General features: G+C 70.4%; 7 protein-coding genes and 1 pseudogene. 5 read left to right on the top strand and 3 right to left on the bottom strand.

What is annotated here, in order from left to right:
- Together QK444_RS21435 and QK444_RS21430 are read left to right on the top strand one after the other, a co-directional pair.
- Window positions 1-935, top strand: a pseudogene (locus tag QK444_RS21435) (hypothetical protein); the annotation flags it as partial.
- 245 nt (window positions 936-1,180) lie between these two features.
- Entirely contained in the window at window positions 1,181-3,007 is a 1,827-nt protein-coding gene (locus QK444_RS21430) for a phosphoenolpyruvate carboxykinase (GTP) (protein WP_282782991.1), read from the top strand.
- A 125-nt stretch (window positions 3,008-3,132) separates the two neighbouring features.
- Here the strand turns inward: QK444_RS21430 and QK444_RS21425 are convergent, their stop codons facing one another.
- The gene (locus QK444_RS21425; RefSeq protein ID WP_282782989.1) at window positions 3,133-4,578 is read right to left on the bottom strand and encodes an aldehyde dehydrogenase; all 1,446 of its coding nucleotides are present in this window, start codon (window positions 4,576-4,578) and stop codon (window positions 3,133-3,135) included.
- 265 nt (window positions 4,579-4,843) lie between these two features.
- Between QK444_RS21425 and QK444_RS21420 the strand changes: the two genes are divergently transcribed.
- Window positions 4,844-5,047: a hypothetical protein gene (locus QK444_RS21420; RefSeq protein ID WP_043600838.1), complete on the top strand. Its 204-nt coding sequence runs from the start codon at window positions 4,844-4,846 to the stop codon at window positions 5,045-5,047.
- A gap of 430 nt (window positions 5,048-5,477) precedes the next feature.
- On the opposite strand, the gene QK444_RS21415 is transcribed toward QK444_RS21420, so the two are convergent.
- A complete protein-coding gene (locus QK444_RS21415; RefSeq protein ID WP_282782986.1) occupies window positions 5,478-6,335 on the bottom strand; it encodes a class I SAM-dependent methyltransferase in 858 nt (285 codons plus the stop codon).
- Window positions 6,336-6,510: 175 nt separating this feature from the next.
- Between QK444_RS21415 and QK444_RS21410 the strand changes: the two genes are divergently transcribed.
- A complete protein-coding gene (locus tag QK444_RS21410; protein ID WP_282782997.1) occupies window positions 6,511-7,686 on the top strand; it encodes a glycosyltransferase family 4 protein in 1,176 nt (391 codons plus the stop codon).
- 604 nt (window positions 7,687-8,290) lie between these two features.
- Here the strand turns inward: QK444_RS21410 and QK444_RS21405 are convergent.
- The gene (locus QK444_RS21405; RefSeq protein WP_282782995.1) at window positions 8,291-10,642 is read right to left on the bottom strand and encodes a hypothetical protein; all 2,352 of its coding nucleotides are present in this window, start codon (window positions 10,640-10,642) and stop codon (window positions 8,291-8,293) included.
- 431 nt (window positions 10,643-11,073) lie between these two features.
- On the opposite strand from QK444_RS21405, the gene QK444_RS21400 reads away from it, so the two are divergent.
- The gene (locus QK444_RS21400; RefSeq protein ID WP_282782993.1) at window positions 11,074-12,291 is read left to right on the top strand and encodes a polysaccharide biosynthesis protein; all 1,218 of its coding nucleotides are present in this window, start codon (window positions 11,074-11,076) and stop codon (window positions 12,289-12,291) included.
- Window positions 12,292-12,533: the final 242 nt, after the last annotated feature.

The following is a 12,533-nucleotide window of genomic DNA, read 5'->3' as shown; positions in this document are numbered from 1 at the left end:
CCGAGGGTGTGCTGCGGCGGGTGCTCGCGGATACCCGTCGACGCATCGGCGAGCAGATCGAGGCCCTGCGGTCGGCCGCCGATACGGCCGCGCTGCGGGAGGAGCGGGTGGAACTGCTGGCCGTCGGCGACGGCGGGCGGTCGATCGGCATGACGGCCCTGCACAATCGGATGCAATTGGCGAAGGTCGATCTCGTGCACGAGGTCGGCGCGCGGATCCGTTCGCTCAATATCGCTGCCCGCGCCGATGTCGAGCGCCTCGGCCGCGCCGAGCAGCGCGACTATCCGCGGAATCTGCAGCGCGCGGTCGACGAGTTGACCACGGAGATCGACGCCGAGATCCGCCACCGGCTCACCGATCTGACCCGGATCGTCGAACTGACCGTTCGGGTGTTCGCGCTGACCGAGGACGAGGACGCCGAGCCCGAGCCGACCATGCGGGTGGCGCAGCGGGTCGCCGCCCCGCCCCGGGTCGGTCCCGATCCGGAGCCGCGCCGTATCGGCGTGGAGGACCGGTTGATGATCGTGGTCGGCGCGTCCGCCGGTTTCGGGCTGGGGCGGCTGATCGTCTCGCCGTTCGCGCTCATGCCCGCGTTGGACTACGCCACCGTTCCGCTGACCCTGCTGCTGGGCGCGGGGGTGGCCGCCTGGTTGGCGCGGGCGCGCGGCCAGCTGGCCGACAAGGCGCATTTGCGCCAGTGGATCGCGGATGCGCTGGTGAATGTGAAGGCGCACTTGGAGCAGCGGGTGGCCGCGGTCCTGGTGGAGGCCGAGGATCAAATCACAGACCAGCTGGTTCGGTTGGCGACCGAGAATGTGGTGGAAACAGACCGCCGGGTAGGTGAAATCGAGGACCTGCTCCGCGCCGCCGCAGCGCGCCGACCAGGGCAATTAGCGGCCTGTGAACGTGACCTTCGCACACTGGAATTCACATAACCGCTGGTCGGCGGTCTCGACCCGATACCGACTGGACAACCCGATTCCTGCGCCCGGGATATATGGCGTTAACCTCTATAGCAGGAACCCGGGCGTCCGCTTCGTCCCTGTATGCCGTCCAGCCGGGACGTGCTATCGCGCAGACGGCGGGCGGGGGCCCGACCGCAATCGGTGGCAACAGGTGTCGCGAGCTGGACTCACGCCGGCTCGAGCCATCCGAGGCCACCCATCTCAGGAGAGTTTTCATGACCTCAGCGACCATTCCTGGTCTTCACGATGGCACCGCGCCCACCGAGCACAAGGAACTGCTTGCCTGGGTTCAGGAGGTCGCAGAACTGACCCAGCCCGACCGCGTGGTCTGGGCGGACGGGTCCGACGCGGAGTGGGACCGCCTCACCGAGCAGCTCGTCGCCGCGGGCACCTTCAAGAAGCTGAACGAGGCCAAGAAGCCCAACTCGTTCCTCGCGCTCTCCGATCCCTCCGACGTCGCTCGCGTCGAATCCCGCACCTACATCTGTTCGCGCACCGAGGCCGACGCGGGCCCGACCAACAACTGGGTCGATCCGGCCGAGATGCGCGCCACCATGACCGAGCTGTACCGCGACTGCATGAAGGGTCGCACCATGTACGTGGTGCCCTTCTGCATGGGTCCGCTCGGCGCCGACGACCCCAAGCTGGGCGTCGAGATCACCGACTCCGAGTATGTGGTCGTCTCCATGCGCGTCATGACCCGCATGGGCGCCGCCGCCCTGGAGAAGCTGGGCACCGACAAGCCGTTCGTGAAGGCCCTGCACTCCGTCGGCGCGCCGCTGGCCGAGGGCCAGGCCGACGTGCCGTGGCCGTGCAACGACACCAAGTACATCACCCACTTCCCCGAGGACCGCGAGATCTGGTCCTACGGTTCGGGTTACGGCGGCAACGCGCTGCTGGGCAAGAAGTGCTACTCGCTGCGCATCGCCTCCGCCATGGCGCACGACGAGGGCTGGCTGGCCGAGCACATGCTCATCCTCAAGCTCATCTCGCCGGAGAACAAGGCGTACTACATCGCCGCCGCCTTCCCGTCGGCCTGCGGCAAGACCAACCTCGCCATGATCCAGCCGACCATTCCGGGCTGGCGCGCCGAAACCCTCGGCGACGACATCGCGTGGATGCGCTTCGGCAAGGACGGACGCCTCTACGCCGTCAATCCGGAATTCGGCTTCTTCGGCGTCGCGCCGGGCACCAACCACTCGTCCAACCCGAACGCCATGGCCACCATGGAGGCGGGCAACACCGTCTACACCAATGTCGCCCTCACCGACGACAACGACGTGTGGTGGGAGGGCCTGGAGGGCACCCCCGACCACCTGATCGACTGGAAGGGCAACGACTGGTACGAGCGCGAGTCGGAAACCCTCGCCGCGCACCCGAACTCGCGCTACTGCACGCCGATGTCGCAGTGCCCGATTCTCGCGCCGGAGTGGGACGACCCGCAGGGCGTGCCGATCTCGGCCATCCTGTTCGGCGCGCGCCGCAAGACCACCGTGCCGCTGGTGACCGAATCGCTCAGCTGGCAGCACGGGGTGTTCATGGGCGCGACCATGGCCTCCGAGCAGACCGCCGCCGCCGAGGGCAAGGTCGGCACCGTGCGCCGCGACCCGATGGCCATGCTGCCCTTCATGGGCTACCACGTGGGCGACTACCTGGGCCACTGGGGCAATATCGGCAAGAACGCCGACGCCGAGAAGCTGCCGAAGATCTTCTACGTCAACTGGTTCCGCCGCGGCGAGGACGGCCGCTTCCTGTGGCCCGGATTCGGTGAGAACTCCCGCGTGCTGGAGTGGATCATCGGCCGCATCGAGGGCCGCAAGGAGGCCCGCCCGACCCCGATCGGCAATGTCCCCACCGCCGCCGACCTCTACCTCGACGGCCTCGACGTGAACGAGGCCGATGTGGATGAGGCCCTGGCCGTCAATCCCGAGGAGTGGCGTCGCGAGATCCCGCTCATCGAGGAGTGGTTCGAATTCATCGGCGAGAAGCTGCCCTCGGGCGTCCGCGACGAGTTCGAGGGCCTCAAGCAGCGTCTCGGCTAGTCCGCCTCTCCGCGTCTTCAGCCCGCGACTGAGAAGCCGTTGGCAGGCGCGCGCACGGGGTGCGGTTGATATCGAGTGGCCGCCCGCGCCGAGTTCGGTGCGGGCGGAACCGATTCGATGCCCGACTACGAACCCTGGTATCCCATGGGCATGAGCAGGGATTTCTGTTCGCAGTAGGCGTCCAGGCCCTCGGGGCCGTTCTCGCGGCCGATGCCCGAGTTCTTGTAGCCGCCGAAGGGGGCGCAGGGGTCGAAGGCGTACCAGTTGATGGCGTAGGTGCCGGTGCGCACCTTGGCGGCGACCGCCGCGCCGTGCTCGGTATCGGTGGTCCACACCGAACCGGCTAGTCCGTAATCGCTGTCGTTGGCGATGGCGACGGCGTCGTCCTCGGTGTCGTAGGGCAGCACCGACAGCACCGGGCCGAAGATCTCCTCGCGCGCGATGGCCATGGAGTTTGCGACATCTGCGAAGATGGTCGGCTCGACGAACCAGCCCGGCAGACCGTCGGGGCGTCCACCACCGAGGACGAGGCGTGCGCCCTCGTCCTTGCCCCGGGCGATATAGCCCTCGACGCGTTCGCGCTGCCGCTGCGAGATGAGCGGGCCGAGGGTCGCGTCGGGATCGCTCGGAATACCGGTCTTCATGGCGCGCACCGCGTCCGCGAGTCCCTCCACGATCTCGTCGTACCGGCTGCGCGGCGCGAGAATGCGGGTCTGCGCCACGCACGCCTGACCGGAATTCATCAGGCCCGAGAAGGCGAGGGTGGGCATGCTCGCGGCGATATCCAGGTCCGGCAACAGGATTGCCGCAGATTTGCCACCCAGCTCCAAGGAGCAGCGCTTGAGTTGGCCGCCCGCAATGGACGCGATTTTGCGACCCACCGCGGTACTGCCTGTGAAGGTCACCTTGTCCACATCGGGATGGGAGACAAGGTATTCGGAGACCTCCGCGTCGGCGGGTAGCACCGACAGCACCCCCTCCGGCAATCCCGCCTCGACGAACAGGTCGGCCAGCAGGTTGGTGGTCAGCGGGGTGAGCGGCGCGGGTTTGAGCACGACCGTGCAGCCCGCGAGCAGGGCGGGGGCGAGCTTGTTGACGGCCAGGAAGAGCGGCACGTTCCAGGCGGTGACGGCCGCGACCACACCGACCGGTTCGCGCGAGACCCGGGTGGTGCCGAACGCGCCGACGCGAGTCTCGTTCCAGGGGAAGGACTTACCGAGTCCGGCATAGAAGTCCAGGGCGGCCTTGGCCGGGAGGTAGTTGAGCGTATTGGCGGCCATGGCGGGTGCGCCCAGTTCCGCGCTGAGCGCGGCCACCAGGTCTCCGACCCGCTGATCGAGCAGTTGGGAGACGCGGGCGAGAAGGTCGGCGCGTTGCTCCGGCGGGGTGGCGGGCCACGGGCCGCTGTCGAAGGCGCGGCGGGCCGCGTCCACCGCGGCGTCGACGTCGGCGCGGCTCACCACCGGCACGGTGCCGACGGTTTCCAGGGTGGCGGGCGAGACGACCGGGACGCGTTCGGCGCTGGCCGGGGCCGTCCAGTGACCCCCGATGAACAAGCTCTGGTAATTCATGGGAACACGTTACAGTTTTGCGCCGAGTGTTGTCCGGATGATGGTCCGGACTGCTGTCCGGAAGGTGGGGCGCGCCGTTCGGGTGGCGTTCGCCGTCGATGCGCTCATGCGTGCCCTATGCTCGGTGTGGTTCTCGTCTCACGGACCATCGGTCCGATTGCTAAACATTAGCTATTCTTTTCAACTGAGGTTGTTCGCTGCTCGTCTTCGGCATGCGGTTCGGCCGGGGGGGAGCTGAGCCGACTCGTGAAAGGCGGGCGATGGCATGACCGATCTGGATTTCGGCGCTTTCGTGCTCCCGGAGATCACCGACCTCCCGGCGGTGGCCGCCGGCACGCCCCTGCATCGGGAGGCGGGGAAATTGCAGCGGGTGCTGCCGCCGGGCTGGCGGGTCGAAGTCGTGGCGGGTCCGCAGCGTGCGGATCGGGTGGGTCAGCCGGTATTGCGATTGGTCATGCCGGATCGGTGATTATCGAGATCGATGCGAGCGCAGGGTAATTGGGCACATGCGTGGCAAATACCGGGCATTCGTAATCTCGAATTCCAACCTGTCGGTTCGCTTTTCGTGAAACGCACTATTGCATTCTGCAGCTGCTGCGAGCATGCTTATAGCTACCGCGGATTGCTCGTTCGATTCATGAACCGTTACGGCACAGGGAGTCCGAGTCATGTCGGTGCAAGTGATCGGGAGATCGCTGATGACCAGCGATCTCACGCCGCATCAGGCGAAAAGCGTTGGCGCCGGCGGCTGGGTGGTGTCATTCCTCCCCGGCCGGACACTGACAACCGAGCAAGCGACCGCCGCATTGCGAGCCGCCGAAGCCGTCGCCACGGTCAACGAACTCGCCGGACAGGTCGGGCTCACCGCCATGGAAACCGTGGGTCTCGCAAACCAGGAGTCACCGTGGAGCGAACCCGAATGCACGGGCGGATTGCGCCGACTCTGGCGTCGCGGCTGCCTCGAGCGTTGAATTCCGCTTACCGGCCACCACCACCACATTGCTGACCAGTAATTCGCGCAGCCCCGGAATGCGCACCAGCCACCACGCCCAGCGCGGGTGGTAGCGCGGGAAGACCGCCAGAATCTCGATATCCGGGGGGGTCGATCGGGCCCACCGCAGGCCATCCGCGGCACGCACCGCGAACAGTGACCGCCCGAATCGGTTCTTCGGCTCCCGGCCGTGCTTGCGCCGGTAACGCCGGGCCGCGTACTCCCCACCCAGGTAGTGCCACGGACCGGTCTCGTGCCCGCCGAAGGGGCCCAGCCAGACGGTGTAGGACAGCACCATCAGGCCGCCCGGTTTGGTCACCCGCAGCATCTCGTCGGCCATCACCCACGGCTGCGGCACATGTTCGGCCACATTCGACGACACACAGATGTCCACCGCGTCGTCCCGGAACGGCAGCGCCATCCCCGAACCGCGCACCGCACCCGGCACCGACAGCCCGGCCGCATGCATTTCCGAAGGATCCGGTTCGACCGGGATGTACCGCGCCCCGGCCTTGGCGAACTCGTCCGCGAAGTAGCCGGGACCGCCGCCGACATCCAGCACGACGGTCCCGCGCAGGGAACGCCCGGTCAGATCCCGGAAGAAGTCGCCGACCAGATCGGCCGTATCGGCGGCCACGCCCCCGTAGAACACGGCCGGATCCGTCTGCTCGAATTTGAAACTGCCCAGCAGACGCAGGGACCGCCGCAAGGTAGCGCGACGGGCGAAACGCGGACGTCGCCATCCGGATTGCGCGGCTCGAAGCATGGCGGCCAGTCTCGCACAGCGACCATCGGGCGAAGACGCCCACCCGGGCGCGGACGGCGGCGTTTTCCCGGCCCTGGGCTGGTCAGCTGACCACTGAGGGCCCGGAAACCGGGGTGGGCGGTTATGGTGGAGCCCGTTGTCTGCCCGCATCCGTGAGAACGACCTGGAGAAGCCCGTGCGTGAAGTGTTGCTGCTGTGTTGGCGGGACACCGGGCATCCGCAGGGCGGGGGCAGCGAGCGGTACCTGGAACAGGTCGGGGCGCACCTGGCCGCGCGGGGTGTGAAGGTCACGCTGCGCACCGCCGGATACCCCGGGGCCGCCCGGCGGGAACGGATCGACGGCATCGAGATCAGCCGGGCCGGGGGACGGTACACCGTCTACCCGCGGGCGCTGGCGGCCATCGCCCTGGGACGGCTCGGGATCGGACCGCTCAAGCACGCGCGCCCGGACGCGGTGATCGACACCCAGAACGGCATCCCCTTCTTCGCGCGGGCCGCGAGCGCCGCGCCGACCGTGGTGCTGGTGCATCACGGACACCGTGAACAGTGGCCGGTGGCCGGCCGACTGATCGGACGGATCGGCTGGTGGATCGAATCCCGGCTGTCGCCGCGCGTGCATCGCCGCAACCAGTACCTGACCGTCTCCCTGCCCTCGGCGGAGGAACTGTCGCTGCTCGGCGTCGAACCGGCCCGGGTGGCGGTCGTGCGCAACGGTGCCGAACCCGTGCCCGAGGGCGTCACGCCCGGCTCCGACACCACCCGCACCGCGCATCCGAGCATCGTGGTGCTCTCCCGCCTGGTACCGCACAAGCAGATCGAGGACGCCCTCGCCGCCGTCGCGGCGCTGCGCCCCCGCATTCCCGGCCTCCACCTCGACGTCATCGGCGACGGCTGGTGGGCCGACAACCTGCGGGCGCACGCCGACGAACTCGGGATCGCCGACGCGGTCACCTTCCACGGCCATGTGGACGAGGAGCGCAAGCACGAACTGCTCGCCCGCGCCTGGGTGCACGTGCTCCCCTCCCGTAAGGAAGGCTGGGGCCTGGCGGTCATCGAAGCCGCTCAACACGGCGTCCCCACCATCGGCTACCGCAGCTCGCGCGGACTCACCGACTCCATCGTCGACGGCGTCACCGGCCTGCTGGTCGACGACCCCGCCCAACTCACCGCCGCCGTGGGCGAACTGCTCACCGCACCCGAAACCCGCACCGTCCTCGGCGAGAAGGCCCGCGCCCGCGCCCGCGAATTCTCCTGGGAGCAAACGGGAAACGGGGTATACGAGGTGCTCGCGGCCGTCGCCCGCGGAGAGCGCGTCTCGGGGCTGGTGACGGCGGCGAGCGTCGAGGTGTAACCGGCACCGGACGGCCGCGTCGTGCGGTGCGCGGGATCCGGTGTAGCCGGGTGGCTGTCGTACCACGACATGCGTCGTCGCCGCGGCGGCCGGGCGTGCGTCACTCGGGTGCATGTCGTGGCACCGACGGCGACGGCCCGGTCGACAACCTCGTCCGCACTCCTCCAGCCCGCGACTCGTGCGGGGTGGGCGCGCGGATGTGCTCAGGAATGACGGGCGGTTTCGGACCGAGCGATGCGGCGAGGGGGCGCGTGAGTGCCCTGCTGCCGGTGGGGCTGACCAGCCGATGCGGGCGGCTCTGCTGGGGCGGATGTCAGGGGGTGGCCGGCCGGGTGTGGGTTGCGCCCGGCGGTATGGGTTGAACGCTGCGAGGGTTGCTGCGTCGGGTAGGGCTGACCGGGCGCTGCCGGGGGGCCTGTGGGTGCGGGTGTGCTCAGGGGTGGCGGATGGTTTGGTCTGGTGTATGGGCTGGGCGCGGCGGCGTGGTGTGAGCGTTGCCAGGGTTCCCGCGACGAGTCGGGCCGACCTGGTGCGGGCGGCTCCGGCAGGGGCGGCGTTCAGGCGGACCGGCGCTGCGGCGGTTCTGGTGGGTGCGGATGTGCGCTCAGGAGGCGGCGGACGGTCCGGTCGGGTGCGTGGGTTGCGCGCGGCGGCGTGGTGTGAGCGCTGCCAGGGTTCCCGCGACGAGTAGGGCTGCCCAGGCGAGGTGGGCGGCTCCGGAGGTGCGGCGGGTGGCCGGGGTGGCGTCGTGGGCGGTGATCGGGCCGGGGACGCGGTAGAGCTGGAGCACCGGGGTGTAGTAGACCGGTTCCAGCTGTGCCAGTGTGGTTTTCGATTCACCGACCGGTCCGGGGGTGCCGCCCTCGACGAGCACCCAGCCGACGCCGAGCCGCGCCAGTTCGGTCGCGGAGCCGCCGCGCAGGAGCAACCGCTCGACCTCCCCGGCACGGGCTCCCTCGCCCGCCACCGTCGTGCCCCGAACCGGCAGCTCACCGGTCTGCAGGACATCGCGACGGAGCATGCGCGGCGCGGGGTCCAGCACCGGCGCGGGTCCGGAATAGCGGAACTTGCGGAACATGCCGCCCGGCAGCACCGCCACATCCCCCGGAGCGTCCACCAGTTCGGCCACCTCCCCCCACGCGGGCGGGTAGTGCACCGGCCGCAGCTCACCGCCCACACCCCAGGCGAGGTCGGGCAGGGCGGCGATCAGCAGGGCGATGAAAAGCACTGCGACAGCACCTGTTCGAGACCGGCGGTCGCCGGGCGCTGTCGTGGCCTCGATGTCGGCCGCATCCGCGACGGCGCTGCCGGTCGAGGTGTCGGGTCCGAAGACGGGGTCGCTGGTCGAGGTGTCCAGGACCATGTCGCTGGCCGGGGTGTCCGGGGTGCCGTTGCTTATCGAAGTGCCCCGGGTGGTGTTGCCAGTGGGCGATTCCGCGGCGGAGTCGCTTGTCGGGGTGTCCGAGGTGGCACTGCTTATCGGAGTGTCCGGGTCGGTGTCTCCGGTAGGCGCGTCCAGGTCAGCGGTACCCGTGAGCGCGGTCGAAGTGGCGTTGTCGGTGGGTGCGCCGGGTGCGGTGCCGACGGCGAACGTAGGCGACGTGATGCTGTCGGCCGCTGGCTCGGGTGCGGTGCGGTCGGCAGGCGGCGTCGAAGAGTCGCTGCCGCCGGGCGCGTTCGCCGCAGGGTCGTGGTCGGGCGCATCCGGGGCAGGGCCGCCAGCGGAGGCAGGTGAGGTCGCGGGTCGGGGCGCGTCTTCGAATGCGTTGCGGGGCTTGTCATCACCTTCCACGGCTGCGGCGGGTGGCGGCATGGTGGGGACGCTCGCGACGACCACTGTGGTGCTGCGGTCGCGGAACAGCAGGCCGGCGGCGGTGTGGCAGCCGGCGGCGGCGCACAGGGCGAAGGCGGGCATCGCGAGTGCGACGTACTTCTGGGTGTCGCGCAGCAGTCCGGCGCCCGGGACGTGTTCGATCAGGGCTTCGCCGAGCGACAGGCCCCAGCCGGTCGCCGCCAGCGCGGGCAGCACGATGGCGAATCCCGCCAGGGCCAGCAGGATTCGGCGGATCCGCCGGGTATCGCGGGCCCCGGTGACCACCGTGCGCACACCGAGGGCGACGATGCTCAACAGCAGCAGGGTGCCGATCACGGCGAAGAACGTGGTGCGGGAGCCGGGGACCGCCGTGCTGTTCCAGATGCCGCCCAGCCCGGCCAGGCTGCCGAGCGTCCCCAGCCCGGGTTCCGCCCGCGCCGCGAAGGCCGCGACTCCGGCCGGGTCCGACGGCTCCGCACCCGCCCCGGACAGCGCGGTGGCGGTGAGCCAGGGTGCCGCGGTGATCACCCACAGGCCAACCGCCCCTGCGAGATTGCGTCGTCCCACCACCAGCAGCGCCGTCGCCCCGGCGAGCAGCGACCCGGTCGGAGTCAGCCCGGCCGCCGCCAGGCAGCCGCCGAGCAGCGTCCAGTTTCGAGCCCGCTCCCACCGGCCGGAGCCCGCTTCACCACGAATCCGCTGCGCCAGCACCGCGATCCACGGCAGTGCCGCATACCCGGTCAGCAGGCTCCAGTGTCCCTGCAGAAGTCGTTCCGCGACATATGGATTCCACACGGCGACGGTGGCCGCCACCAACCGCGCCCCCGGCGAAGCCCCCAGCAGCTCCCGCGCCAGCACCGCCGCACCCCACCCCGCCAGCCACAGCGCCCCCACCAGGATCACCTTGACCACCACTCCGCCGTCGACCACCCCCGACAGCGCCGCGACCAACGCATCCTGCGGCACCGCCCGCGGCGCGGCATCCCCCACCCCCAATGCGGCATCCGTCAGGTACGACCGCGGCGTACTCACCGCATCCCGCAGCAACAGATACCCCGACCCCAGCAGCGGCCCCACCACCACCAGCGCCAGCACCAGGCTGTACCCCGCGGGCACCCACCGCCACCATCGCTCCCGGACCACCGCGCTCACGCCCAGCACCCTACGTTCACCGCCCGGGGGCCGACGCGGGCAACCATCCCCGGGCGGGTACCGCGCCGCCGACGCGAACACCCGTGTCGCGTCGATTGCCCGGGGGCCTCGCGGTAACAGTGGATTCGGCGGTCATATCGGCCGGTCGCATCTCCGCGGCGGGTCGCCCGGCCGTACCCGCCGTGCAGTGCACTGGTACGCGCCCGCCCCTGAGGCCGACGCCCTCGCTCATGGGGCCCGCAGCAGCAGCGAACCGTCGCACCCGGTGATCTCGTTCGCGACTCCCGCGCGGTGGGGGCCCTTCACAGGTTTCGGACGGGGTGGGGGCGGGTGGTGGGCGTGCGGGTGGGAGCATTGCCGATGTGTCCGCTGTACGCCGTCTGCCTGTTGTCGCGGATCTGACGTTGGTGACGGTCGGGGCCATGACGGCGAATGTCGCGGGCTATCTGCTGCAATTGCTGGCCAGCCGGTGGTTGGGGGTGTCGGGGTACAGCCCGTTCGCGAGTCTGCTGGCGGTGCAGTTGCTGTGCGCGGTTCCGGCGCTGGCCCTGCAGAACGTGGTGGCGCGGGAGGTGGTGCGCGGTGCGGGGATCGGTGCCGCGCGCGGGCTCGCGTGGCGCTGTGCGGCCCTGGTCGCCGCCGTGGCCGTGGTGTTGGTGCCGGTGGTGAGCACGGTGCTGGATGTCGGTGTCTGGGCGTCGGCCGCCGCGCTCGGTGCCGCGCCGGTGCTGGTCCTGCTCTCCGGTGAGCAGGGGATTTTGCAGGGGCAGCGCCGCTTCCGCGAGCTGGCCACCGTGCTCGGCGGTGCGGGAGTCGCCCGCGTGACACCCGCGATCATCGTGCTCGCGATCGGAGGCGGCACGTCCGCGGCCCTGTGGGCGGCCGCCGCCGGCATCGCGGTCGCCGCCGTCTCGGCCCGCCTCGCCGCCGGGGGTGCGCATACCGTGACGGAACCGTCCGCGCGGGTACGGTCCGCGGACTCGCGTCCGGCGTCGGCAAGGGCCGAACAGTGGCCGATTACCGCCGAATCCGAATCAGCGGGGGTGGTGGCGGTGCTGCGGGCGGCGCAGTTGCAGGCCGCGCTCATGGCGTTGTCGTCGGCGGATCTGATCGTGTCCCGGATCGTGCTGGAGACCGATGATGCCGGTCGGTACGCGTTGGGCGCGGTGGCTACCAAGATCGCTTTCTGGCTGCCGCAGGCGGTGGGTGTGGTGCTGTATCCGCGGATGGCGCAGCCGCGGCATTCGGCGCAGGCGGTGCGCTCCGCGCTCGCGGTGCTGTCGGCCATCGGCGTGCTCGCGGTGGCGGGGGCGGCGGTCGCCGCCCCGCTGGCCCCGTTGTTCGCGGGTCAGGACTACGCCCCGGTGCAGGGCCTGCTGTGGCTGTTCGCTCTCGACGGGGCACTGCTGGCGGTGTTGCAGGCCGCCCTGCTCTCCGCCATCGCGGCCGACCGCACCGCGCCCGCCGCCCTCACCTGGCTGGGCCTGGCCGCTGGGGTGGCCGCCATGCTCACCCTCGCCCACTCCGTCCTCGGCCTCATCACCATCGCCACCACCACCGCCGCGATCACCACCGCCGTCATCGCCGCGCTCGCCCTGGGCGCGACCCGCCGCCCGCGGCCGGTCACGACCTCCACCTGACGGTTCCGGCTTCCGTAGGGGCGGCCTCTCATTCGAAACGCGACCTCGATCAGGACGGCTCCCCCTTCGCGATCGCGGGCCCCGATCGGTGCGGCGGCCCTGGTTCGCGAGTCGCCTTGATTCGTGCGGTGGCCCCGATCCGCGAGGGCGGCCCCGCTGTCCCCTTCGTGCTGACAACGGCCCGCGAAACGACGACGGCGCCCCCCCCGTGAAACGGGGGGGGGCGCGGGGTGGGGGGGAGG

The organism is Nocardia sp. CC201C, assembly GCF_030010695.1.
In the GTDB taxonomy this organism is placed as follows: Bacteria; Actinomycetota; Actinomycetes; order Mycobacteriales; family Mycobacteriaceae; genus Nocardia; species Nocardia otitidiscaviarum.
This window is presented reverse-complemented; position numbering and strand designations above follow the sequence as displayed.

Coding starts and splice junctions, on each gene's coding strand:
- QK444_RS21430 (WP_282782991.1), top strand. CDS start 1,181: ATGACCTCAGCGACCATTCCTGGTCTTCACGATGGCACCGCGCCCACC.
- QK444_RS21425 (WP_282782989.1), bottom strand. CDS start 4,578: ATGAATTACCAGAGCTTGTTCATCGGGGGTCACTGGACGGCCCCGGCC.
- QK444_RS21420 (WP_043600838.1), top strand. CDS start 4,844: ATGACCGATCTGGATTTCGGCGCTTTCGTGCTCCCGGAGATCACCGAC.
- QK444_RS21415 (WP_282782986.1), bottom strand. CDS start 6,335: ATGCTTCGAGCCGCGCAATCCGGATGGCGACGTCCGCGTTTCGCCCGT.
- QK444_RS21400 (WP_282782993.1), top strand. CDS start 11,074: ATGACGGCGAATGTCGCGGGCTATCTGCTGCAATTGCTGGCCAGCCGG.